The sequence below is a fragment of the Paenirhizobium naphthalenivorans genome, assembly GCF_007992095.1.
Classification (GTDB): domain Bacteria; phylum Pseudomonadota; class Alphaproteobacteria; order Rhizobiales; family Rhizobiaceae; genus Allorhizobium; species Allorhizobium naphthalenivorans.
In genome coordinates this window covers 211030-234032 of the sequence record NZ_BJZP01000003.1, presented here as the reverse complement: position 1 = coordinate 234032, position 23003 = coordinate 211030, and the positions used below count along the sequence as shown (strand labels likewise).

The window sequence follows — 23003 nt, the reverse complement described above, 5'->3', positions numbered from 1 at the left end:
TATCGCTGTCTACGGCAAAGCCTTGCCCGCCGCTGTCGCAAAAGCGGCGGTGCAATCGCCATCGGCCCGGCAAAGCGATGGGGCCAGGGTGTCAGGTGTCATCGATCGTGACGGCCGGAAAGCGAAAGAGCCTCCGCCCGGTTGGTGCGGAGAGCCAATTCGGCAGGATCGTCGAGAATCACTTCTGCGGATGAGCGTCCAGCACTTCGGCGCAGCGCGAGAGGCTGAGACCCTCGCCGTCGGTGTCATTGGTTGCGCGGATGGCGACGATGCGGTCCGACGGGTCGGCGGTGATCTGCAATTCGCAGAACAGTTCCTCATAGCGTGGCGGCGAGATCATCTGCGGCTGGCCCGACAGATAGCCGCCGCTCGTCGTGGTCTTGGTGACTGTCACGCCAGGCTTCGCCTCGCGCGTGACGGTTCGCGTCTGAACCGGCGTGGGCGTTGAATATTGTGGCGGAATGTAACGGGTCTTGTCTCCGCCGCGCCAAGTGTAGAGCATGTTGCCGCTTGCCACCTGGAACTCGGAGATCGGTGGGCCATATCGGGTGAAGAACAGTTCCGCCGGTTGGCCGATCCAGCGCGACTGGATCACGGTATTGGCTTCCTCGGTCGTCGTGCAGCCGGAAAGCATGGCGGCGATCGCCACAATGGCGGCAAGGTGTCTCTTCATATCTGGTCTTCCCCTCGGCAATCGGCGGCCGGCTTGATTGCCCGTGGTTCGGGCCGTTCGGCCGGCGCTGAGAAAATCTCTGGCTCCGCTGAACTCGGAACGCTGAACGCAGTTGTCGCGAAGGTTAGAGGGCCGGCCCCCCTCGGGACAATGGCCCGACGACCTTGCACCCAAATTTGGTCGCGGCGCCCGTCACCATCGACGCCGCAGCGCGATGGTGCAATTCAGCTTGCTCCGATGCGGCGGTGCCCCATATTGAACAGTGAAGCCCCGCCACTGGCCGAGCGGGAGACAATGGAGCGACAAGCCGTGTTTGCATTCGACAACAGCTATCGGCGGCTGCCGGAGCGTTTTTTTCGTCCAGCCGAACCGGCCGGCGCCAGGGCGCCGCGGCTGATCCGCTTCAACACGGGGCTGGCCGAGACGCTCAATCTTGATCCCGCGGCCGCAAGCGACGAGACGCTGGCGGCGATCTTCTCCGGCAACAGCCTGCCCGAGGGAGCGGCCGTGATCGCCATGGCCTATGCGGGGCATCAGTTCGGCAATTTCGTGCCGCAGCTTGGCGATGGGCGGGCGATCCTGATCGGCGAGGTGATGGACCGCGACGGGCAACGGCGCGACATCCAGCTGAAGGGTGCCGGCGCCACGCCTTTTTCCCGCAATGGCGATGGCCGCGCGGCGCTCGGGCCGGTCTTGCGCGAATATCTCGTCTCGGAAGCCATGCACGCGCTGAAGATCCCGACGACGAGGGCGCTTGCGGCGGTGATGACCGGAGAGGCGGTCCATCGCGAGACGAAATTGCCGGGCGCCGTGCTGACCCGTGTGGCGGCAAGCCATATTCGCATCGGCACCTTCCAGTATTTTGCCGCGCGGGGTGATGTGGAGGCGATCAGGACGCTCGCCGACCACGTGATCGCCCGTCACTATCCGGCGCTCGCGGGGGTCGAGCAACCCTATCTCGCCCTGTTCAGCGCGGTGGCGACGCGCCAAGCCGATCTCGTCGCCCGCTGGCTCTCCGTCGGCTTCATCCATGGGGTGATGAACACCGACAATATGGCTGTCTCGGGCGAGACGATCGATTTCGGCCCTTGCGCCTTTCTCGATGAATACGACCCGCGCAAGGTGTTTTCCTCGATTGATCAGCGCGGCCGCTATGCTTTTGCCAATCAGCCCGGTATCGCGCAATGGAATCTCGCGCGTTTCGCCGAGACCCTGTTGCCGCTGTTCGGCGGAAGCGAGGAGGAAAATGTCGAGGCGGCCAATGGCGCGCTTGCGGCGTTCGGTCCCGTCTTCCAGACCTTCTGGCTCGATCGCTTCCGCGCCAAGCTGGGCATCGCCGGCGAGGCGGCAGGTGACCTCGACCTCGTCAATTCACTGCTCAAGTTGATGGAGGCAGGCGAGGCGGATTTCACCCGGACTTTCCGGGCACTTGGTAAGGTCGCCGGTGGTGCGGACATCGGGCTTTTGGCCACCGAATTCACCGATCCGACCGGTCTTGACGACTGGCTTGCCCGTTGGCAGCAGCGCGGCGAGAGCGATGGGCGCACGGCCGAGGCGCGGCAGGTGGAGATGGAAGCGGTCAATCCGGCGATCATTCCGCGCAATCATCGCATCGAGGCGGCGATCCAGGCCGGGCTCGCCGGTGATTTCTCCGTTTTCGAGCGACTGCACGCGGCCTTGCAGACCCCCTATGTCGAAGATCCGGAGTTTGTCGCCTATCAGCGGAAGCCGGAGACCGCAGAGCGGGTGGAACGCACGTTCTGCGGAACCTAGTCGTGTCTGCCATGTCGCAAACCTGATCCGCGCCGCGCCAAAAGCCCACCGAACATGGGTCGTCCGGTATCTGTCGAATGTCGCATTGAGAATGTGGTGACGCGTCGTGTCGCCCTAAAATCCGGGCACAACATCAATCGGGATTTCAGGCAATGGCAGAGTTTCCGTCTAAGGCAAAGGTCGTCATCATCGGGCTGGGCGGCATCGTTGGTGCCTCGATCGCGCATCATCTCATCGAACGTGGCTGGGACGACATCGTCGGTATCGACAAGTCGGGCATTCCGACCGACATCGGCTCGACGGCCCATGCCTCGGACTTCTGCTTCATGACCAGCCACGACTTCCTGTCGGTCTGGACATCGCTCTATTCGCTCGAGTTCTATGACAAGATGGGCCATTACGCCCGCGTCGGTGGCATCGAGGTGGCGCGCACGGGCGACGACGCCTGGATGGAGGAGCTCAAGCGCAAGGTCACCTCCGGCAAGGCGTTCGGCACGCGCGCGAGCATGATCAGCGCCAAGGAGGTCAAGGAGAGGTTCCCGCTGGTCGAGGAGGAGATGGTCGACGGCGCCCTTTGGGACCCGGACGCGGGTCTTGTCATTCCGCGTTCGCAGACGGTCGCCGGCAAGCTGGTCGATGCGGCGGAGAAATCCGGCAAGCTTCAGATGTTCGGCAATACGCCGGCGCAGTCGCTGATCGTCGAGGGCGGCCGGATCAAGGGCGTCGTCACCCATCGCGGCACGATCATGGCCGATCATGTCATCGTCTGCGCCGGTCTGTGGGGCCGGCTGATTGCCGAAATGGTCGGCGAGGACCTTCCGATCATGCCGGTCGACCATCCGCTGACCTTCTTCGGGCCCTTCAACGAGTTTGAAGGCACGGGCAAGGAAATCGGCTATCCGCTGCTGCGGGACCAGGGAAATTCGGCCTATATGCGCGATACCGGCGACCCGAAGACCACCGAGGGCGGCCAGATCGAGTGGGGCTATTACAACACCGAAAATCCGCGCATGTGTCATCCGCGCGAGCTTCTGGAAAAGGAGCAGGCGCGGCTTTCGCCTTCGCAGCGTGACCTCGACCTTGAGGCGGACGGTCTGATGGAGGGGCTGGAGCGGGCGATCGAGCTGACCCCGATCCTGGGCGAGCTTGGCTATAATGAAGGCCATTCCTTCAACGGCCTGCTTCAGGTTTCCGCCGCCGGCGGCGCGTCGTGCGGCGAGAGCCAGAAGGTGCGCGGCCTGTGGTATTGCGTCGGCATCTGGGTCAAGGATGCGCCGGGTTACGGCAAGCTGCTCGCCGACTGGATGACCGACGGGCGCACCGCGATTGACCACAACAGCATCGACTATGCGCGCTTCTATCCGCATCAGCTCAAGGAGGACTTCATCCTCGGCCGCTGCACCGAAGCCGCCTGCAAGATCTATTTCCCGGCCGTGCATCCGCGCGAGCCCTATGCGACGGGCCGTAACGTCAAGCGTTCTCCCTTCTACGAGCGCGAAGTCGCGCTTGGCGGCTATTTCATGGAGTTGGGCGGCTGGGAGCGCGCCCACGGCTACAAGGCCAACGAGCACCTGCTGGAGAAATACGGCGACCGCGTTCCGGTCCGCGCGGCCGAATGGGACAACCGCCACTTCTGGCGCGTCTCCAACGCCGAGCATCTGGCGATGAGCGAGGATTGCGGCATCGTCAACCTGTCCCACTTCCATATGGTCGACATCGAGGGGCCGGACCATGTCGCGCTTCTCGAATGGCTGTGCGCCGCCAAGATCGGTGGCGACGGCAATATCGGCAAGGGCATCTACACTCACTTCCTCGACGACGAGGGCATGGTGCGGGCCGACTTCACCGTCTTCCGCATGGCCGACCGCTGCCGTCTCGTGAACGGTGCCGATGCCGGTCCGCGCGACTTCCACTACATGAAGCGCGTGGCCGAGGATCGTGGGCTCGACGTCACCATCACCGACGTTTCGGAGACGTACATCACCATCGGCATCTGGGGCCCGAACGCCCGCGACACGCTGAAGAAGGTGGTCGCCGATCCGGCCGGGCTCGATGTGGAAAACTTCGCATTCGCCGCCATCAAGCCGATCGAGATCGCGGGCAAGACCGTCTCCGCCTTCCGCATCTCTTATGTCGGCGAGCAGGGCTGGGAACTGCACATGAAATACGAGGACGGCCTTGCCGTCTGGGACGCGCTGCGCGAAACCGGTGTCATGGCCTTTGGCGTCGAGACCTATGCCAACTCGCGCCGCATGGAAAAGAGCCTGCGCCTGCAGAACGGCGACCTGCTGACCCAGTACAACCTGCTGGAAGCCGACCTCGCCCGTCCGAAGGTCAAGGAAGCCGACTTCCGCGGCAAGGCCAAGCATCTGGAATACAAGGCGCGGGACCACCAGCCGGCCATGCTGTGCACGCTGGTAATGACCGAGAACACCGATTCCAAGGGCGTAAAACGCTATCCGGTCGGCGCCATGCCGGTCATGGACCCGGAAACCGGCAAGACGCTGGTCGACGAGCTGGGCCGCATGTCCTACACGACCTCAGTGGCCTACGGCCCGACGATCGGCAAGAACATCGCGCTCGCCTATCTGCCTTGGGACTATTGCCAGGTGGGCCGTACGCTCAACGTCGAGTATTTTGCCGAGACCTATCCGGTCGAGGTCGTCGCGGTGGGCTACAAGCCGCTGTACGATCCGGAGAATTTGAAGCCGCGGAGCTGAGGCGAGCAGTTAGATTACTGAGGGAATTGGAACCCGTCGGCCGAGAGGCCGGCGGGCTTTTTTGATTAAGCGCTTGCCGCGCTTCGATGCGGCCGACTACCTAAAACACCCGGAGGGTGCAGGCAGAATATATGGCGGCGGCGCCGCGGTGTCGTTTCGCACCCTGAAGTGCCAGGTGAGGACGAGATCGTGTCGCATCAATCCTTCGAGGCCCCCGCTTGCGCGGGGCCTCGGGATGGGGAGGGATCGCCGGCGGCGGCTTAGCCGGCCTTCTTCATCGCCGCGACTTCCGGGTCGTAGACCCGGCCAAAGCGGTTGGCCAGGAAGTCGGTGAGCTTGATCTCCTCCTGTGTGACAAAGCCCTTTTGCGGCAGTTTGCCGTCGGCCAAGAGGTCAAGCACCGTGCAGATGCCGGCGGCGGTGGTGATCTGAATGGCGCTCATCAGGCGGCCGCCGACGACGCCGGCGTAGACCTTGTTGGCATAGGTTTCCTGCATGAAACGGCCGTTCTTCGTTCCGCAGACGGTGACGAAGATGACGACGACGTCCTGCATGGTGGCGGGCAGGGCGTTCTCGAACAGATCCTTCAGCACATCGCGGCGGTTCTTCAGGTTGAGGTCGTTGAGCAGCGCCTTGACGATCGCCTGATGGCCCGGATAGCGGATGGTGCGGTAGTTCATCGTGCGCACCTTGCCCTCCAGCGTCTTGGCCAGCGTGCCAAGGCCGCCGGACGTGTTGAAGGCCTCGTAGGTGACGCCGTCGAGCGAGAATTCCTCGCGTTCTTCCATGGCAGGCACGTTGATCAGCTTTCCCTCGACGATCGCCTCGCAGGGCTCGATATATTCATTGATCAGGCCGTCGGTGCTCCAGGTCAGATTGTAGTTGAGCGCGTTGGACGGATATTGCGGCAGGGCGCCGACGCGCATGCGCACGCTGTCGAGCGTGTCGAAGCGGGTGGCAAGCTCGTTGGCGACGATCGAGATGAAGCCGGGGGCGAGACCGCACTGGGGAATGAAGGCGGTGCCGGCGTTCTTCGCCAGTTGCTCGACCTTGCGGGTCGTGGCGACGTCCTCGGTCAGATCGAGATAATGGGTGCCGGTGCGCGCGGCCGATTCGGCAATGGCGCCGGTCAGGTGGAAGGGCGCGGCCGAGAGCACGGCGAACTTGCCGGCGAGCACGACGTCGAGTGCTGTCGCATCGGTGATGTCGACGGCGGCGGTCGCGATCGCCGGATGGCGCTCGATGGCGGCCAGCTGCGCCTCGCTGCGGTCGGCGACCGTGATCTTGTAGGCGCCGCTGTCGGCCAGCATGAGTGCGATCGCGCTGCCGATCTTGCCGCCGCCGATGATCACTACGTCCTTCATTGCATTATCCCTCTTGAGTTTTGTCAGATGTGAACAGGATGCCGACCGGACTTGTCGATTCATAGCGACGATTTGTGCGATACGTGGTATCACTATCGGCAAATTGACGATCGGATTGGGCGAAATGCAAATCAGCGACAAGGACCGCGAACTGCTGGCACTGCTCGGAGAGAACGCCCGCATGCCGGTGGCGACTCTGGCGCGGCGGCTCGGGCTGTCGCGCACCACCGTGCAGGCGCGGCTGGAGCGGTTGGAGCGGGAAGGGGTGATCGCCGGCTATGGGGTGCGGCTGTCGGAGGCCTATCAGAGCGGGTTGATCCGCGCCCATGTACTGATCACCATCGCGCCGAAATCTCTGCCGAAGGTGAGCGCCGAACTCGACGCCATCCGCCAGGTGACAATGCTGCATTCGGTCAACGGCTCGTTCGACCTGATCGCCATCCTGGCCTCGAGTTCGATCGCCGAACTCGACGGGCTGATCGACAGGATCGGCGCGATCGCCGGCGTGGAGCGGACGCTGTCGTCGATCATCCTGTCGACGCGGATTTCAAGGTAGGGCGGCGTCCCGGCGGGGATGATAGGGGAATTTGCGTGGCACGGCGCGTTGCGTCTTGGCGGGTGCAGGCTCGGCAAATCGAGGATTTGCGCAAGTCCGATCCATCTCGTCGTGGCCGCGTGCCATGGCCGTTTCGATGTGGCGCTCTCCGTCGGAGCCTCGGGTTCGTGTCGCGTATTTCGATGCTCTCATATATTGGGGGCGGAGGACGCGCTAACCCCCTGTTCACCGGTTCCGTGCTTCCCCTTTTTCCCACATTGTTTTACGACATGAGTCGCACTATGTGCGGGTGAGAGAAACGCGAGAGCTTAAGGAATTGCCGAATGAACGAAGAAGACGACGACAAGAGCAAGGAACTGCCGCTCGGCAAGGAAACGGAAGCGAACCTCTTCAAGTCGCGTTCGATCTTCATCTATGGCGGCATTACCCAGGAACTGGCGCAGAAGGTCTGCACCCAGTTGGTGGCGCTGGCCGCCGCCTCTGACGACGACATCCGCGTCTATGTCAATTCGCCGGGCGGTCACGTCGAATCGGGCGATTCGATCCACGACATGATCAAGTTCATCAAGCCGAAGGTCATCATCATCGGCACGGGCTGGGTCGCTTCTGCCGGCGCGCTGATCTATGCCTCCGTGCCGAAGGAACGGCGCCTTTGCCTGCCCAACACCCGCTTCCTGCTGCATCAACCCTCGGGCGGCACCCGCGGCATGGCATCCGACATCGAGATCCAGGCCAACGAGATCATCAAGATGAACAAGCGCCTGATCAAGATCTTCGCCACGGCCACCGGCCAGTCGGAAGAGAAGATCGCCAAGGACATCGACCGCGACTACTGGCTGTCGGCCGAAGAAGCCAAGGCTTACGGCCTCGTCGGCAAGATCGTCGAGAAGCAGTCGGAACTCTGAGCCCCCGGCCAGAGCCTGAGTTGAAATGACCCCGTCGGCGAAAGCCGGCGGGGTTTTGCGTTGGGGCGTCCCACTCGCCGGCGCGTGACCTGCTCGGGAGGGGGGCGCCGGATGTCGGCAATGGGACTAATGCCATCGTCTAAGCCGGCGCCAATCGTCTGGTACGGCCGGCCGTGCTAATATGCCGTGCAGAGGGATGGAGTCTGAAAATCATGCGCAACGTTGTCGGGGAAATCTGCGCCTGTCTGGCGCTGGCGGTGGGCCTTATCCTCGCGGCAGCGCTTCCTTCTGCCGCGCAGGAGGTGACCTTTCGCACCTACAAGGACAATTCCGGCTTCTCCTGCTCGTTTCCCTCGGACTGGGACTTCAAGCAGACTGCCAACGGTGACCGGGTGTTTTCGGGGCAGACGGGCAGTGCGCGCGAAGCGGCGATCATCGTTCAGGTGATCGACCGCGCGCAGACCGCCGAGAAGACTGCTCAAGCGCAGCTCGATGGGCTGAAGGCACAATTGCTCGCCGTTCGCGACGGCCGTATCCGCACCGAGGGCGCCGCCCCCATCGCCGGACAGCAGGCGCCCTTCGTCATCGCCAGCTACAGCACGACGGACAGTGCGGGAAAGATGCGACCGTTCAACCATATTCAGATGGTGGTAACGGCGCCGCGCGTCTTCCTGCTGATGTCCTATTCTGCGCCAGAGGGGATTTTCGACGAGTATATGAAGGTCTTCCAGAACTGTTCGGCGACCCTGGCGCTTGGCGAGGGGACGGCCGCTGTGCCGGAGCCCGAGCACGCTCAACCCGCGACGCCGCCCCCATCGACACCACCGGGCCCTCCAGCCAAGAGCGATGGTGCGGATGCCGGCAAGCCGGCCCCCGCCGACGGGGGCGACACCATCGTCTGGCGGCGCAATTCCGACCGCGGCTTCTGGATCGCCGTGCCGCGTATCTGGTCGAGCCAGATTGACGATTCCGAACCCTATTCGCTCGACATGCGCCATCCTGACCGGGTGGAGGGCGTGATCGTCTGGGCGCTGGATCTCGGCCAGAACACCAAGGCGAAGGATTTCGCCGATGCCTGGGAAGAGAAACTGGCGGACAAGATCTTCTTCATGAGCGAGCGGCTTGCGAAGCCGACGGAGCAGCATCCGGGTGTCGGCCTACCCAAGGTGCCGGTCGTCGTGCGCCAGTATCAGGGTGAGATCAGTGGCGCCACCGTGCAGAGCATTGCCGCCTATGTGGTCTACAAGAAGCGCGGCTACACCATCGTCGGCTATCACTTCCTCGGCGATGCGAAGGGGCAGAAGCGGGTTCACGACGCGGTGATGAGTTTCCGGCTGTCGGCACCGGACAACTGAAAAAGGGCAGTCCTTGCGGGCTCTTCGCCGGAGCCGATGGAAAAGGCGCGGTCGAGGCCGCGCCTTTCTTGCATCGCAAATAGATCCCCGTCTTGGGGGTGGCATGACTTTCTTGCGGGTGAAATCCCGCCCGAGCGCGGCGCACCGAAGGATCTCACCAGAAATGGGTCGAAAACACCTCTTTTCGGGAACCTGCCAAACGGCTAAGAAATTGTCGCCGGCGCTCCACACGTAACAGGATGAAAAACATGAAGAATTTCTCTTTGGCCGTTGCGTCCGCAACGATGCTTCTCGCGTCCGTTTCGGTCTCCCATGCCGAGGATCTGGTGTTCACGCTGAAGAACGGAACCAGCGCTGTGCTGACGAACTTCTACACCTCGCCGGTTGGTGTGGGCGATTGGGAGGATGATGTCTTTGGCAGTCAGGTGCTGAACCCTGGCGAAAGCATGCGGATCACCATCGCGGACGGTCGTGATGTCTGCAAATACGACATGCGCTTCGAGTTTGATCCGGATTCGGACCTCGACACCACGACGGATACCCAGGACCTCTGCGAAATGGGCTCCTACACGATCCACGAATGATGCGATGGACCGGCGGCGCACCCTCAGGATTGCCGTCGCCGGTTCCGGCCATGCGGCGGATGATGGCTGGGGCGCACCTTGATCCGACCGTTATCTTTCATGGTTTATGCGCTTGCAGGGCGACTGCTCCGTCGGCTACCGCCCGCGCCACGCAGGAAAGTTTCACCGCCTGCCAGCGGTGATAGGCATCCACGAGTTCGGGCGCGAGCCAACAGTCACGGCCATGCCCGGTGGTCTGCCAGCCCATGGCGCCGAGTTTGCGCGCCCTGGCAAAAAGCCTGCCGGTATGGCTCTGGGAAATCAGATAACCTTGCGCCATGCGGGCGGAGGACATCGGGCCGATCCATACCTTGCCATCGACGACGGGCTTGCCTGCGGCGAGTGCCGCAAGGTGATGCAGCAGATTGCTGCCGGAATCCGCCTTCACGAAGGCCGCCACGGCTTCGGGCGGATCGGACCATTCCCGTTCGGCCAGCACATACCGCGTCATCAACGGCTGGGCATGGAAAAGCAGGTCCGGCCTTACCTGCGAGAGACTAAAACGGTTGCCATTGTCCATCAGGTCAAGCGCGCGCAGATGGATATGGAACCACTCGCGGATAAGATCCTCGGCATAGGGTTGGGCGAGGTAGCTTCGCACGCGCCGGTCGCCGCTCGGCAGCGGCTCGACGAGCTTGTAGTGGATCATCTCCTTCAGGAAGGAGAGCGTCGTGTTGCGGCTCGAAACATGCGTTCCTTCAAGAAAGCGCAGCAGGTTCGCCGGCGAGATGGGCAGGTCGCTAAGGCCGGTCTTATATTCGAAATGGACGGCAAGCGTTGCCTGACTGAGCAGCCAGCGTTGCAGGTCAGCGACATAGCGAACCTCGCGCGGCAGGCGTTGATGAACGCCGAGCAGATCATCCCTCGAAGCTTCCAGAGTGGCGGCGAAGCGAGGCGATGACATGATCTCCTCGACAGTGAAGGACTGGGGAAAGGCACGTGAGGAGTCGGAGAAATCTGACATGGTTTGGTATTTCAAATCGGCGGAGCACAGGTCTCCTTAACTGCAACAGGGCGCTCGGCAATCCGGAACTGGAGGATCTTGCCGGATCGTCAATTCAGAACAACCGATGTTTTCGGGCTATCGAGTGGCCGTGTCTCTCCAAATGTGGCTCCAGCGGGTGCGTCGAAGATAATCTGTCGCCGGTGTAGCCGAAAGGCCGCCACCATGAAAAATCCCCGCCGTCATCGACAGCGGGGATTGCGTTTTTCGGTTCCCATTTTCCGGGAATTTTTCCCGGTCGCGGATCAGGCGAACTCGACCGGACGGTCGCCGTTCTCATCCTGGATGCGGGTCGGCAGACCGATGCGGTTCAGGATGTTGATGAAGGGCTTGGGCGGCAGTTCCTCGACGTTCGCCATCTTCTTCACGTCCCACTCTCCGGTGGCGATCAGCATGGCGGCGGCGACCGGGGGGACGCCTGCCGTGTAGGAAATGCCCTGGGAGCCGACTTCCTCATAGGCTTCCTTGTGGTCGGCCACGTTGTAGATGAAGACGGTCTTTTCCTTGCCGTCCTTCAGGCCCTTCACGTAGTCGCCGATGCAGGTCTTGCCTTCATATTCCGGTGCCAGCGACGAGGGGTCGGGCAGGCAGGCCTTGACCACCTTGAGCGGCACGACTTCCGAACCGTCGGCCAGCTTGACCGGCTGCTCGGAGAGGAGGCCGATCGACTTCAGCACGGTAAAGACGTTGATGTAGTGATCGCCGAAGCCCATCCAGAAGCGAACGTCGGCGCCGTCCATGTTCTTGGCCAGCGAATGCACTTCGTCATGGCCGCAGAGATAGGCGCGGCGCGTACCCACGACCGGCAGGTCGTAGTCCTTGCCGATCTCGAACATCTTGTTGGTCTGCCATGCGCCGTTCTGCCAGGAGTAGACGACGCCGGTGAATTCGCGGAAGTTGATTTCCGGGTCGAAATTCGTGGCGAAATACTTGCCGTGGCTGCCGGCATTGATGTCGACGATGTCGACGTCGGTGACCTTGTCGAGATATTCGTCCTTGGCGAGCTTGGCATAGGCGTTGACGACGCCCGGATCGAAGCCGGCACCGAGGATGGCGGTAATGCCCTTCTCCTCGCATTCGGCGGCGCGCTTCCACTCGTAATTGCCGTACCACGGCGGGGTCTCGCAGATCTTGTTCGGCTCTTCGTGGATCGCGGTGTCAATATAGGCGACGCCGGTGTCCATGCAGGCGCGCAGCACCGACATGTTGAGGAAGGCTGTGCCGACGTTGATGACGATTTCGGACTTCGTCGACTGGATCAACGCCTTGGTGGCTTCGATGTCGAGGGCGTCGAGGGCATGCGCTTCGAGCACGCCCGGCTGCTTCATCGCCTTTTTCTCATGCACGCTGGCGATGATCTTGTCGCACTTGGCCTTGGTGCGCGAGGCGATATGAATGTCGCCGAGCACGTCATTGTTCTGGGCGCATTTATGCGCCACGACCTGGGCGACGCCACCGGCGCCGATGATGAGCACGTTCTTCTTCATGATGGGGACCAACTCCTATGTCCAATCGTCAGAACCTGTCCCGAGATTTCAGGACAGGCTTTGTTCGTAGTCCGTGTAGTCGAACTCACGGACCGTCCTGAGGCTGCCATCCAGTTCACGGATGGCGATTGCCGGCATTTTCACGCCGTTAAACCAGTTTTTCTTGACCATCGTGTAGCCGGCGGCGTCCTGGAACGAGATACGGTCGCCGACCTTCAGCTCGTTTTCGAAGTCGAATTCGCCGAAAATGTCGCCGGCGAGGCACGACTTGCCGCAGACCATGTAACGATGTGGTCCCTGGTTTGGGGAAACCTTCGCGTTCTCACGATAGATCAGCAGATCCAGCATGTGCGCTTCGATGGAGGAATCCACCACGACAAGGTTCTTGCCGTTGTAAAGGGTGTCGAGCACGGTCGTCTCGAGCGTGGTCGAGCGGGTGATCGAGGCTTCGCCCGGCTCAAGATAGACCTGAACGCCGTATTCGCCGGAGAGGCGCTTGAGCCGCTCGGCGAATTTCTCCAGCGGATAGTCATCGCCGGTGAAATGAATGCCGCCGCCGAGGCTGACCCATTCGGCTTTCTTCAGCAGCGAGCCGAACTTCTGCTCGATGTCGCCGAGCATCCGGTCGAACAGGTCGAAGTCCTTGTTCTCGCAATTGTTGTGGATCATGAAACCGGAGATCAGATCCATGACCGGCTCGACTCTGGCGACGTCCCATTCGCCCAGCCGCGAGAACGGGCGGGCCGGGTCGGCGAGGTCGAAGCTCGACGAGGAAACGCCGGGATTGAGGCGCAGGCCGCGAACGATGCCGGAAGCCTTGTCCGCGAATCGGTTGAGCTGACCGATCGAATTGAAGATGATCTTGTCGGCATGGGCGACGACTTCGTCGATCTCGTAATCGGCATAGGCGACCGAATAGGCGTGCGTCTCCTTGCCGAAGCGCTCGTGGCCGAGGCGGACCTCATTGAGCGAGGACGAGGTCGTGCCGTCCATGTAATCGCGCATGAAATCGAACACCGACCAGGTCGCGAAGCACTTCAGCGCCAGAAGCGCCTTGGCGCCGGACAGCTCGCGCAGCTTCGCGATCCTCTCCATGTTCTGGAGCAATTTCGACTTGTCGATGAGGTAATAGGGCGTCTGAAGCAAAGGCTCTTTCCTCTTCGCTGGGGCTTCGTTGGGGGGTCCCTTAGGCAAAAGGGGGGGATAAGGCAAGCGGAAGCTGCCCCCGGTTTGTCCTGGGTCCTATGGCTGCCCATTGTGAAATCGACATGACGACGCCCGAATTTGCCGGCGCTGTCACGCCTGGGTGTACCCTTTCCGCCCCAAGGCGCCTTGCGTTCCCTTGTGCAAATGGCGATGCCTAGGCGGATCGAGACAAAACCCCCGAGTCCACCATGTTCAAAGACCTTTCCGCGCAGAGTTTTTTCATGGGCTGCCTGACAGCCTTCGTCGGTTTCGCCAGTTCGTTCGCAGTCGTTTTGCAGGGCCTCAAAGGGGTCGGGGCGAGCGATTACGAGGCCGCGTCCGGCCTGATGGCGCTGTCGGTGTCGATGGGGCTTTGCGCGATCCTGCTGAGCGCCTGGACGAAGCTGCCGGTGTCGATCGCCTGGTCGACGCCGGGCGCAGCACTGCTGGCGACCGCGGGAATGGTGGAGGGTGGGTTTGCCGCCGCTGTTGGCGCCTTTCTTGTCTGTGGTGTGCTGATTGTTATCGCCGGGCTGTTCCGCCCCCTTGGCCGCGCCGTGGCCGCGATACCGGCGTCGCTGGCCAATGCCATGTTGTCCGGCGTCATCCTTGGCCTGTGTTTCGCGCCGTTCAAGGCGATCGCCTTCGATCCGAAGCTCGGCCTGCCGATCCTTATTGCCTGGGCAGCCGTGCTGGCCTTCAAGCGGCTCTATGCCGTGCCGGCGGCTCTGCTCGCCTTCGTCATCGTGATGATCTTCGGCGTCGACCTGCCGGAGGGCGCGATGGCGAGTTGGGCATCCTCGCTGGCGCCGCCGATGGAACTGGTCATGCCAGTATTCACGCTGCCGGCGCTGGTGTCGATCGCTCTGCCGCTCTTCATCGTCACCATGGCATCGCAGAACATTCCCGGCATCGCTGTCCTCAAGGTCAACCATTATGATCCCATGCCCGGCCCGCTGTTTGCCGTCACCGGACTGTTCTCGCTGCTGTCCGCGCCGTTCGGCGGCCATGCCGTCAACCTTGCGGCGATCACGGCCGCCATGTGCGCCGGCGAGGACGCGCATCCAGATCCGAAGAAGCGCTACTGGGCGGCGATCATCGGTGGCGTTGGCTACGTGATCCTCGGGCTTCTCGCCGGCGCGGTCACCGCCTTCGTCTCGCTGGCCCCGCCGATCCTCATTCAGGCGGTGGCGGGTCTGGCCCTGATCGGGGCCTTCTCCGGTTCGGCGGTCGCGGCTTTCAAGGAGCCGCAGACGCGCGAGGCCGCCGCCGTTACCTTCCTCATCACTGCGTCGGGCGTTTCGTTCGGCGGCATTTCCGGCGCCTTCTGGGGGCTGATCGCCGGGGCGCTGATGCTGGCGCTGCTCAAGGTTGCACAATCGCGCCGGGCGTGAGGAAGCCCTTGCAGAGGGTGCATGGCTTGCGCTATAGAATCGGCCATGACCTATTCGAGCGCCTTTTTGATGGTTACGGCTTCTGCCGGTCGCACCGCGACCGCAGCCCGCCCGCGCGCTCTAAACTCGCTTCTTCTTAGCCTTATCCGCGGTTGCCGGGTCCTTTGAGGAGCGCCCGGCGGCCGTATAGCCGCATGGCTCAGCTCCTCGACGCAAATCCTGTAAACTGAGACTATTTGGCCGACTTGAGGCCAGCATTTGCCGTCGCAAAAATGCGCTTTATGCGCTAAGAGCCGGGCAGATGCGGAAGAGGAAGAGATGAACGACATGAGCATGAAATCCGGAAGCGGCGTAGTGGGAATGCCCGAAGCGGCGACGAAGTACCGGCCCTATCCGCAGATCGACATCAAGGACCGCACCTGGCCGTCGAAGACCATCACCAAGGCACCGATCTGGTGCTCGGTGGATCTGCGCGACGGCAACCAGTCGCTGGTCAATCCGATGGGCCATGACCGCAAGGCCCGCATGTTCCAGCTGCTCATCGACATGGGCTTCAAGGAAATCGAGATCGGCTTTCCGTCCGCCTCGCAGACCGATTTCGACTTCGCTCGCTGGTGCGTGGAAGAAGGCAATGTGCCGGACGACCTGTCGCTGCAGGTGTTGGTGCAGTGCCGTCCGGAGCTGATCACCCGCACGTTCGAGGCGCTGGAAGGGGCCAAGCGGCCGATCATCCATTTCTACAATTCGACATCCGAATTGCAGCGCCGCGTGGTGTTTGCCAAGGACGTTCCGGGCATCAAGCAGATCGCCGTCGATGCGGCCAAGATGATCACCGACATGGCGGCCAAGGCCGGCGGCGGGTTCCGCTTCGAGTATTCTCCGGAGAGCTTCACCGGCACCGAGCTGGACGTGGCGCTGGAAATCTCCAATGCCGTGATCGACATTATCAAGCCGACAGCGGACAACAAGCTGATCCTCAACCTGCCGTCGACCGTCGAAATGGCGACGCCGAACATCTATGCCGACCAGATCGAATGGATGTGCCGTAATATCGACAACCGTGAGAACGTGCTGATCTCGCTGCACCCGCACAATGACCGTGGCACCGGCATTGCCGCCACCGAACTGGGCTTGATGGCCGGCGCCGACCGTGTCGAAGGCACCCTGTTCGGCAATGGCGAGCGTACCGGCAATGTCGACATCGTCACGCTGGCGCTGAACATGTTCACCCAAGGGGTCGACCCGAAGCTGGACTGCTCCGACATCGAACGCATCAAGGCTGTCTACGAATATGCCAATGAGATGAAGATCCCCGAGCGCCATCCCTATGTCGGCGAACTGGTCTACACCGCCTTCTCCGGTTCGCACCAAGATGCGATCAACAAGGGCATGAAGGCGATCCGCAAGGCAAATTCGCCGGTCTGGGAAGTGCCTTACCTGCCGATCGACCCGCAGGACGTCGGACGCTCCTACGAGGCGATCATCCGCATCAACTCGCAGTCGGGCAAGGGCGGTATCGCCTACATCCTGGCGGAGGACTACGGTATCAACCTGCCGCGTAACTTGCAGGTCGAGTTCCGCGAGGATATCCAGCGGATCACCGACGACGAGGGCGTCGAACTGCCGTCGAAGCGGATCTATGAGCGTTTCATCGAGCGCTATGTCGAGCAGCCCGCCGCACGGCTGAAATATGTCGACCACCACACCTATGCCGATCCTGCCCACAAGGGTCGCCGCATCGTCGCCGCCGAGATCACCGATGGCGGTGTGACCAAGCGCATCGAGGGGCAGGGGACTGGCCCGATCGACGGTTTCATTAATGCGCTGTCGAACTATCTCGGGATCGAGCTGACGGTTGCCGACTACTCCGAGCATTCGCTGCAGCATGGTTCTAACGCCTCGGCGATCGCCTATGTTGAAGTGGTGCATCCGGGCGGCAAGTTGTTCGGTGTCGGCATCAACACCAACATCGTCGCTGCTTCGCTCGAGGCGATCGTCTCGGCTGCGAACCGGGTGCTCGAAGATCGCATGACAAGGGGCTGAAACATGGCGCTCCACGCCGTCGCACTCGGAGACGCGAGAAAGTCTCCGCCGCTCGTTCTACTGCACGGCTTCGGCGGCGGGGCGTTCATCTGGCGCAGGGTCATGGCCGAGCTTGGTCCGGCAATGCCGATCATCGCCTATGACATGCCTGGCCATGCGGGTTCGCTCCACGCCGACGGGGCCGGCGGGGCAGGCAAGATGGCAAAGGTCATCCGAAATGATCTCGACTTGCGCGGGGTCACAAACTTTCACGTCGCCGGGCATTCGCTCGGCGGGGCCACTGCCGCGTTGCTGGCGCTCAAGGATCCGAAGCGGGTGCTGAGCGCCACGCTGATGGCGCCCGGCGGAATCGGTCCGGCGATCAATCACCGGCTGCTTTCGCACTATGCACAGGCCGAGACCCATCTCGACCTGACATGGGCAATGGAGCTCATGTTCGGATTCAATGCGACAATCGCCGATGATCTGATCGACGACATGATGAGCGTTCGCCATCTGCCCGGCGCGCGCGAGGCGCTTGATCGGATCTTCGAGGCTATCACCTATGTCTCGCCCATCGGCGAACGTCTGCAGGGCGAATTGCCGCTCGACGCGCTTGCCGCTCTGACGATGCCGATCCGAGTCGTTTGGGGGGTGGAGGACTGCGTGTTGCCGGTGATGCAGGCTGACAGGCTGCCTGACAATGTGGCGCTGACGCGCATTGCCAATGCCGGCCATATGTTGGTCGATGAATGCCCGCTGGCGATGGCGGCTATTCTTCGCGAGATGACGTCCGAGGCATCTCCAGGCTGATTGCCTTTCCGATGTCGGGAAACGTCAGACGAAATGTACTCGCTGATAGCAAGAATGCGGCAGCCAGAATTGGAATCGCCAGCGTTCTCTTTTAATCAATCGAATGATTATTCGTCGGGAGAGGGGCATGGCAAGAGCGCTATCGGGCGCTGCAGCGACGCGGAGATCGCTGATTTCAGCGGCCCTCGAACTGTTCGGCAATCATGGCTACGAGGCCGTATCGACCCGTCAGATCGCCGATCACGCGGCTGCCAATATCGGCAGTATCGCTTATCATTTCGGCGGCAAGCCGGGCCTGCGAAATGCCTGTATCGGGTATGTGATCGATGTCGTGCTCGAATCGCTCGGGCCTGCGCTGACCCAGTCGCTCCCGGCTAACCTTACACCGGATGAGGCGCTGGACATGCTCGACGGCATGATCGCCACGATGATGCGCATCGGTGCCTCGCGCCCGGATGCCGACCTTCTTACCACTTTCATGAACAGAGAAATGGTCATGCCCGGCGAGGTGGACAGCGTTCTTTACGAGCGGCTGGCAAAGCCGATACACGAACGCTCCTGCCAATTGTTCGCCATTGCGGTCGGCCGTCCCGGTGCGGAAGACGAACTGGCGCTGACCGTGTTTTCGCTGTTCGGCCAGTCGGTCTTCTTCCGTATCTGCAAATCGGTTCTCGTTGAGCATATGGGATGGCGCTGTTTCGGATTGGACGAGATGCAGGCGGCCATCGCTGTCTTTTCCGACAATCTGCGGGCGATTGTCATCTGGCACCGCGGACGTAATGGCGCCTGAGCGTCAGCCGAGCAGGATCTGGTGGTGGTCGTGGCGCAGTTTGGCGGTGGCGTCGAACAGGCTGTGGCGGTCCCATTTCAGATGCCAGGCGCCGGGCTCGCCACTGATTGAAAACAGATTATAGCCGGCGGGTGGCTTCGGCGCTCCGGGCCCCTGAGAGGCGGAGGCGATGCCGATGACCGGCACGCGTTTTCCGCGTCCCTCCAGCCAGTAAAGCGTGTTGAGGTGGGTGTGGCCGTGCAACACCAGGTCGGCACCGCCGGCCGAGATCGCCTCGGCGAAACGGCGGATGCCGATCATACGTTTGTGCGCGGAAGCGGCACCCCGGATTGGCGGATGGTGGATCATCACCACACGGAAAAGACCTTCCTCGTCCGCTGCCTTCAACAGTTCGGCTGTCTCGCGGGCCTGGCGGGCGCTGAAGTAGCCGGTGGCGGAGAAGGGGGGCGTGGCGATCGAGGTGGAACAGCCGATCAAGGCCACGGGACCACGGCGGCGGATATAGGGGAAGAGCTTGTGGCCCTCCCGCCAGATCAGCGGGTCGTCGTCACCGCGCATGTAGTCGTACCAGGCCTGCACCGCCTTGTCGTGGGCGCCGGGGACATAGGCGTCATGGTTGCCGGGAACGACTGAGGTGTCGAGGGGCGCGCCGGTCTGGCGCAGCCATTCGGCGACAAGTCTGATCTCTATACCGGTGGCCAGATTGACGAGGTCGCCGGTGATCGCCAGATGGTCGGGCTCATGGCGGCGGAGATCCTCGATCACCAGATCAAGCGCGTTGGCGAAAAGATGCTTGCGCCGGTTGCGGTGCCAGTTCACATAACCGGTGATGCGCTTGGAGGCCAGTTCCCGGATGGTCAGGTTAGGCAGCGGCCCCAGGTGAACATCGGATATATGCGCGAGTTTGAACATGGCGCCTGTCTTAAAGATCAGGCGTGACAGGGGCAAGAAGAATGAGCCAGCAGAGCGGTCTTGATGAACGCAACGGGCTTGCGCGGCGTATGCTGCTGAAGGTGCTGCACGGCTATTTCGCCATGTCGCGTGGCATGACGCTCGGTGTGCGGGCCGCCTGCTTCAATGCCGAGGGGCAGATCTTTCTCGTGCGTCATTCCTACGTGCCCGGCTGGTACATGCCGGGCGGGGGCGTGGAGCGCAACGAGACGGCCTTTCAGGCACTCGAGAAGGAACTGCGCGAGGAGGGCAATCTCGAACTCACCGCGCCGCCGCAGCTCTTCCACGTCTATTTCAACCGCCGCATCAGCCCGCGCGACCATGTGCTGCTCTATCGCGCCCAGGTACTCCAGACCGCACCGCGGCTGGCCGATCGCGAGATCGTCGAAGCCGGCTTCTTCGACCCGCGCGACCTGCCGAAGGACGTGACGTCGGCCACCCTGTGCCGCTTGCGTGAACTGGGCGGGGAGGTCAGTCCCGCCGATTTCTGGTGATAACCGGCTTCAGCCGAGTGCCTGACGGCCGTGCGGTCGATCGAGATCGAGTTGCGGGCCGACAGGTACTATTCCCGTCGGGTTGATCGTCTTGTGACTGCGATAGTAGTGGTGCTTGATATGACGAATGTTGACCGTTCCGGCGACGCCCGGCGTCTGGTAGAGATCGCGAACATAGGCCGATAGGTTCGGATAGTCGACAATCCGGCGGATGTTGCACTTGAAATGGCCGACATAAACCGGGTCGAAGCGCACCAGCGTGGTGAAGAGCCGCCAGTCGGCCTCGGTCAGTTGATCGCCGAACAGATAGCGCTGGGTCGTCAGGCGCTGCTCCAATTCGTCAAGCATGGCGAAGAGCGGGTGGACGGCGCTCTCATAGGCCTCTTGCGTGGTGGCGAAACCGGCCTTGTAGACGCCGTTGTTGACGCTGTCGTAGATGCGGGCGTTGAGCGCGTCGATCTCGGGCCGCAGGGCTTGCGGAGAGTAATCAGAGTCGGATCCGGTCAGGCCGTTGAAGGCGCTGTTGAACATGCGGATGATGTCGGCGGATTCGTTCGAGACGATCGTGCCGGTCTGCTTGTCCCAAAGGACTGGAACGGTCACACGGCCCGAATAGTCTGGATCGGCCTTGAGGTAGATCTGGTAAAGGAAATCCGAGCCGAACAGATGGTCGACCGTCGCTCCGTCACGGTCATGGAACTCCCAGCCGTTTTTCAGCATCAGCGGATCGACGATCGATAGCGAGATCAGGTGTTCCAGACCCTTCAGCTTGCGGAAGATCAGTGTGCGGTGCGCCCAGGGACAAGCGAGCGACACATACAGATGATAACGGCCGGGCTCGGCCTTGAAGCCGCCTTGGCCGGTCGGGCCGGCGGAGCCGTCGACAGTCACCCAGTTGCGGAACCGGGCCTTGGAACGCTCGAAATGGCCGGCGGTGGTTTTCGTGTCATACCAGACGTCTTGCCAGACGCCTTTGACGAGCATGCCCATCGGCGCTCTCCTGTCGTTTGATCGTGTTGTGCCGCATAGATACGCTACACCGCGCATTTTGTGAGGTGCGAATGGTTGAACACTGCGTTTTTCCATTTACGCCCGGAAAAAATGCTGCTATCCGGGATTTCGCTCAAAACGGATGACTATTGCTCCATGACTGCACCACGGACCCTGCGACGACGCTGATGCTTCCCGAACGCCCTGTCGGCGTTATCGAGAACCCCTATCTCCGTCTGTTCTGCTGGTTCTGTCATCCATGAAAAATCACGACCTTGTCTACCTCACCGAGGATGCGTCGCATGACGCTGTCATCGAACACATCAACGAAGAAGCCTTTGGTCCTGGCCGGTTCACCCGGGCGGCTGCCCGTATCCGCGAGCAGGGGCCGCACGACCGGCAGTTGTCCTTCATCTGCGCCGACGACGGCGAGACGATTGCCTCGGTGCGCATGACGCCGGTGCTGGCCGGTTCGGTGAAGGGGCATCTGCTCGGGCCGCTGGCTGTGCGGCCGTCGCACAAGAACCGCGGCATCGGCCGGGAGCTGGTGCGCATCGCCATCGAGGCGGCGCGGCGGGCAGGCTCGGAGGCTGTCATCCTGATCGGCGACCCGCCGTATTACATGCCGCTCGGCTTCGAGAAAGTGGCCTACAAGGCGTTGGATTTTCCAGGCCCTGTCGATCCGGCACGGGTGCTGGTCGTGCCGCTTGGCGCCGATGTGCATGAGCGGTTGAAAGGCCTGATTGCCTGGCGGGACGAGGCCAAGGACGCCGAAACGCTCAGAAAAGCTTCTTGAGCCAGGTAATCGCGAAGTTGCTGGTGAAATTGTCGATCGCGCCGCAAATCTGGTAGCCTTGCCGCTGATAGGCGCGGCAGGCCTGCGGATTGATCGTGTCGATATAGGCACCCTTGCAGCCGCGCGCCTTCGCCTCGTCCTCCGCCCGCTGCAACAGCTGACCGGCAAGCCCTCGGCCGCGCAGGCGTTCGGGCACGTAGAGCATTTCGGTATAGAGCCAGCCGCGCCCGGTATAGCCGATCAGCCCGCCCTCGACCTTTCCCTCGTCATCCTCCAGCGGGATGAAGATGTTCTGCCGGTCGGTCGGGCCGAGCAGGGCATTGTTATGGTCGATGATGCCCTTGCGGATCGCTGCGCGGGCGTCGTCTGGGACCGTGTCGGAGAGGGGGAGGGTGTCGGGCATGGGGCGAGGGTAGGGGGATTTGCGGTGGGTGTCGATGGGGGGTCGCAGGCCGGAGCGAACATTGGAGACCTATTTGCTTGGCGGTCGCTTCGCGCCCTCTCAGCCGATATTGTCGCAGGGCATTTAGCTTGATATCCCGTGCAGATGATTAGAAACCATACGTTATTGTCGTTCTCGGTCCTGAAGTTACTTCAAAGATCTCCCTCTCAGGTGGTCCGTCCGGATGTCCCCTTTTTCTCCGTTGGACGCGCCCTTGGACCACCAAGCTGGTGGGATTTTGGCGGGGACCCGGCCAGTTTTGACAGCCTCCTCGACTACCACGGTAACATTCAAGTCGAACTTTGGGTTCAGGGAAAGCAGGTTGAGGTTCGTCGCGTTGGCGTGCGGATGTGGGTGGCAAACAATGAGTCTCCAGCGCCCAAGCAAGGAAAGATGAAGTTTGCTCCTCGACGCTACGTTCGCTTTGATGGTTTCGAACCTGGCTTGTCGGTTGGCGAGACCAAGGCTCTTCTTGATCGTGCGTCGATAACGTACACGGAAGTGGCAGTCGCGGATGCGTCAGAGACCGTGGTTGTTCTTAGCCTTTCAAACAAAACTGAACTGCTTTTCTTCATGATGGGAGGCCGACCCTCGTTGGCAGAGATCCAAGCATTCTCAGAACATAGAGGCGCCTAACGCTTCCCAGGTAAAGAGTCCGCATAGGGGC

At 61.9% G+C, this 23003-nt stretch carries 21 protein-coding genes; 13 read left to right on the top strand and 8 right to left on the bottom strand.

Going from position 1 to position 23003, the window contains the following annotated elements; translation table 11 throughout:
* Positions 1-178: 178 nt before the first annotated feature.
* Entirely contained in the window at positions 179-673 is a 495-nt protein-coding gene (locus RNA01_RS04590; protein ID WP_147178779.1) for a hypothetical protein, read from the bottom strand.
* Positions 674-967: 294 nt separating this feature from the next.
* On the opposite strand from RNA01_RS04590, the gene RNA01_RS04585 reads away from it, so the two are divergent.
* Positions 968-2446: a protein adenylyltransferase SelO gene (locus tag RNA01_RS04585; protein ID WP_147178871.1), complete on the top strand. Its 1479-nt coding sequence runs from the start codon at positions 968-970 to the stop codon at positions 2444-2446.
* Between the two features lie 152 nt (positions 2447-2598).
* Positions 2599-5166, top strand: a complete 2568-nt coding sequence (locus RNA01_RS04580; RefSeq protein ID WP_147178778.1) for a GcvT family protein — start codon at positions 2599-2601, stop codon at positions 5164-5166.
* A gap of 260 nt (positions 5167-5426) precedes the next feature.
* Here RNA01_RS04580 and RNA01_RS04575 read toward each other — a convergent pair whose 3' ends face one another.
* A complete protein-coding gene (locus RNA01_RS04575; RefSeq protein ID WP_147178777.1) occupies positions 5427-6530 on the bottom strand; it encodes a saccharopine dehydrogenase family protein in 1104 nt (367 codons plus the stop codon).
* A 124-nt stretch (positions 6531-6654) separates the two neighbouring features.
* Between RNA01_RS04575 and RNA01_RS04570 the strand changes: the two genes are divergently transcribed.
* The 4 genes from RNA01_RS04570 (at position 6655) to RNA01_RS04555 (ending at position 9930) form a co-directional block, all read left to right on the top strand.
* The gene (locus tag RNA01_RS04570; RefSeq protein WP_147178776.1) at positions 6655-7086 is read left to right on the top strand and encodes an Lrp/AsnC family transcriptional regulator; all 432 of its coding nucleotides are present in this window, start codon (positions 6655-6657) and stop codon (positions 7084-7086) included.
* A 323-nt stretch (positions 7087-7409) separates the two neighbouring features.
* A complete protein-coding gene (locus RNA01_RS04565; RefSeq protein ID WP_147178775.1) occupies positions 7410-7991 on the top strand; it encodes an ATP-dependent Clp protease proteolytic subunit in 582 nt (193 codons plus the stop codon).
* Positions 7992-8203: 212 nt separating this feature from the next.
* Positions 8204-9346, top strand: coding sequence for a hypothetical protein (locus RNA01_RS04560; protein ID WP_147178774.1), 1143 nt, complete (start codon positions 8204-8206; stop codon positions 9344-9346).
* A 248-nt stretch (positions 9347-9594) separates the two neighbouring features.
* Complete coding sequence (locus RNA01_RS04555) at positions 9595-9930, top strand: hypothetical protein (protein ID WP_147178773.1); 336 nt, start codon at positions 9595-9597, stop codon at positions 9928-9930.
* 97 nt (positions 9931-10027) lie between these two features.
* Here the strand turns inward: RNA01_RS04555 and RNA01_RS04550 are convergent, their stop codons facing one another.
* The 3 genes from RNA01_RS04550 to RNA01_RS04540 form a co-directional block, all read right to left on the bottom strand.
* Entirely contained in the window at positions 10028-10933 is a 906-nt protein-coding gene (locus tag RNA01_RS04550; protein WP_147178772.1) for a hypothetical protein, read from the bottom strand.
* Positions 10934-11217: 284 nt separating this feature from the next.
* The gene (locus RNA01_RS04545; RefSeq protein WP_147178771.1) at positions 11218-12459 is read right to left on the bottom strand and encodes a saccharopine dehydrogenase family protein; all 1242 of its coding nucleotides are present in this window, start codon (positions 12457-12459) and stop codon (positions 11218-11220) included.
* A 48-nt stretch (positions 12460-12507) separates the two neighbouring features.
* Positions 12508-13605, bottom strand: a complete 1098-nt coding sequence (locus tag RNA01_RS04540; RefSeq protein WP_147178770.1) for a carboxynorspermidine decarboxylase — start codon at positions 13603-13605, stop codon at positions 12508-12510.
* Positions 13606-13853: 248 nt separating this feature from the next.
* Between RNA01_RS04540 and RNA01_RS04535 the strand changes: the two genes are divergently transcribed.
* From RNA01_RS04535 to RNA01_RS04520, 4 genes are all read left to right on the top strand, one after another.
* The gene (locus RNA01_RS04535) at positions 13854-15038 is read left to right on the top strand and encodes a benzoate/H(+) symporter BenE family transporter (protein WP_147178769.1); all 1185 of its coding nucleotides are present in this window, start codon (positions 13854-13856) and stop codon (positions 15036-15038) included.
* A gap of 327 nt (positions 15039-15365) precedes the next feature.
* On the top strand, positions 15366-17081 hold the full coding sequence (gene leuA, locus RNA01_RS04530) for a 2-isopropylmalate synthase (protein WP_147178870.1): 1716 nt from the start codon (positions 15366-15368) through the stop codon (positions 17079-17081).
* A 3-nt stretch (positions 17082-17084) separates the two neighbouring features.
* A complete protein-coding gene (locus tag RNA01_RS04525; RefSeq protein ID WP_147178768.1) occupies positions 17085-17873 on the top strand; it encodes an alpha/beta fold hydrolase in 789 nt (262 codons plus the stop codon).
* A gap of 127 nt (positions 17874-18000) precedes the next feature.
* Positions 18001-18663, top strand: coding sequence for a CerR family C-terminal domain-containing protein (locus RNA01_RS04520; protein ID WP_170253354.1), 663 nt, complete (start codon positions 18001-18003; stop codon positions 18661-18663).
* Between the two features lie 3 nt (positions 18664-18666).
* On the opposite strand, the gene RNA01_RS04515 is transcribed toward RNA01_RS04520, so the two are convergent.
* A complete protein-coding gene (locus RNA01_RS04515; protein ID WP_147178766.1) occupies positions 18667-19575 on the bottom strand; it encodes a metallophosphoesterase family protein in 909 nt (302 codons plus the stop codon).
* 41 nt (positions 19576-19616) lie between these two features.
* On the opposite strand from RNA01_RS04515, the gene RNA01_RS04510 reads away from it, so the two are divergent.
* Positions 19617-20108: an NUDIX domain-containing protein gene (locus tag RNA01_RS04510; RefSeq protein WP_170253353.1), complete on the top strand. Its 492-nt coding sequence runs from the start codon at positions 19617-19619 to the stop codon at positions 20106-20108.
* 9 nt (positions 20109-20117) lie between these two features.
* Here RNA01_RS04510 and RNA01_RS04505 read toward each other — a convergent pair whose 3' ends face one another.
* Entirely contained in the window at positions 20118-21098 is a 981-nt protein-coding gene (locus tag RNA01_RS04505; RefSeq protein WP_147178765.1) for a glutathione S-transferase family protein, read from the bottom strand.
* A 259-nt stretch (positions 21099-21357) separates the two neighbouring features.
* On the opposite strand from RNA01_RS04505, the gene RNA01_RS04500 reads away from it, so the two are divergent.
* On the top strand, positions 21358-21894 hold the full coding sequence (locus RNA01_RS04500) for a GNAT family N-acetyltransferase (RefSeq protein ID WP_147178764.1): 537 nt from the start codon (positions 21358-21360) through the stop codon (positions 21892-21894).
* On the opposite strand, the gene RNA01_RS04495 is transcribed toward RNA01_RS04500, so the two are convergent.
* Entirely contained in the window at positions 21878-22297 is a 420-nt protein-coding gene (locus RNA01_RS04495; RefSeq protein WP_147178763.1) for a GNAT family N-acetyltransferase, read from the bottom strand. The two genes, RNA01_RS04500 and RNA01_RS04495, sit on opposite strands and share 17 nt — an antisense overlap.
* Positions 22298-22435: 138 nt before the next feature.
* Here RNA01_RS04495 and RNA01_RS04490 point away from each other — a divergent pair, with 138 nt between their 5' ends.
* Complete coding sequence (locus RNA01_RS04490; RefSeq protein WP_147178762.1) at positions 22436-22972, top strand: hypothetical protein; 537 nt, start codon at positions 22436-22438, stop codon at positions 22970-22972.
* Positions 22973-23003 lie beyond the last annotated feature (31 nt).

Bases quoted from the DNA above. Each gene is read 5' to 3' on its own strand.
- RNA01_RS04510 (WP_170253353.1), top strand. From the start codon at position 19,617: ATGAGCCAGCAGAGCGGTCTTGATGAACGCAACGGGCTTGCGCGGCGT.
- RNA01_RS04580 (WP_147178778.1), top strand. From the start codon at position 2,599: ATGGCAGAGTTTCCGTCTAAGGCAAAGGTCGTCATCATCGGGCTGGGC.
- RNA01_RS04585 (WP_147178871.1), top strand. From the start codon at position 968: ATGGAGCGACAAGCCGTGTTTGCATTCGACAACAGCTATCGGCGGCTG.
- RNA01_RS04575 (WP_147178777.1), bottom strand. From the start codon at position 6,530: ATGAAGGACGTAGTGATCATCGGCGGCGGCAAGATCGGCAGCGCGATC.
- RNA01_RS04560 (WP_147178774.1), top strand. From the start codon at position 8,204: ATGCGCAACGTTGTCGGGGAAATCTGCGCCTGTCTGGCGCTGGCGGTG.
- RNA01_RS04590 (WP_147178779.1), bottom strand. From the start codon at position 673: ATGAAGAGACACCTTGCCGCCATTGTGGCGATCGCCGCCATGCTTTCC.
- RNA01_RS04565 (WP_147178775.1), top strand. From the start codon at position 7,410: ATGAACGAAGAAGACGACGACAAGAGCAAGGAACTGCCGCTCGGCAAG.
- RNA01_RS04495 (WP_147178763.1), bottom strand. From the start codon at position 22,297: ATGCCCGACACCCTCCCCCTCTCCGACACGGTCCCAGACGACGCCCGC.
- RNA01_RS04545 (WP_147178771.1), bottom strand. From the start codon at position 12,459: ATGAAGAAGAACGTGCTCATCATCGGCGCCGGTGGCGTCGCCCAGGTC.
- RNA01_RS04550 (WP_147178772.1), bottom strand. From the start codon at position 10,933: ATGTCAGATTTCTCCGACTCCTCACGTGCCTTTCCCCAGTCCTTCACT.
- RNA01_RS04570 (WP_147178776.1), top strand. From the start codon at position 6,655: ATGCAAATCAGCGACAAGGACCGCGAACTGCTGGCACTGCTCGGAGAG.
- RNA01_RS04555 (WP_147178773.1), top strand. From the start codon at position 9,595: ATGAAGAATTTCTCTTTGGCCGTTGCGTCCGCAACGATGCTTCTCGCG.
- RNA01_RS04505 (WP_147178765.1), bottom strand. From the start codon at position 21,098: ATGGGCATGCTCGTCAAAGGCGTCTGGCAAGACGTCTGGTATGACACG.
- RNA01_RS04500 (WP_147178764.1), top strand. From the start codon at position 21,358: ATGAAAAATCACGACCTTGTCTACCTCACCGAGGATGCGTCGCATGAC.
- RNA01_RS04525 (WP_147178768.1), top strand. From the start codon at position 17,085: ATGGCGCTCCACGCCGTCGCACTCGGAGACGCGAGAAAGTCTCCGCCG.
- RNA01_RS04515 (WP_147178766.1), bottom strand. From the start codon at position 19,575: ATGTTCAAACTCGCGCATATATCCGATGTTCACCTGGGGCCGCTGCCT.
- RNA01_RS04520 (WP_170253354.1), top strand. From the start codon at position 18,001: ATGGCAAGAGCGCTATCGGGCGCTGCAGCGACGCGGAGATCGCTGATT.
- leuA (WP_147178870.1), top strand. From the start codon at position 15,366: ATGAGCATGAAATCCGGAAGCGGCGTAGTGGGAATGCCCGAAGCGGCG.
- RNA01_RS04535 (WP_147178769.1), top strand. From the start codon at position 13,854: ATGTTCAAAGACCTTTCCGCGCAGAGTTTTTTCATGGGCTGCCTGACA.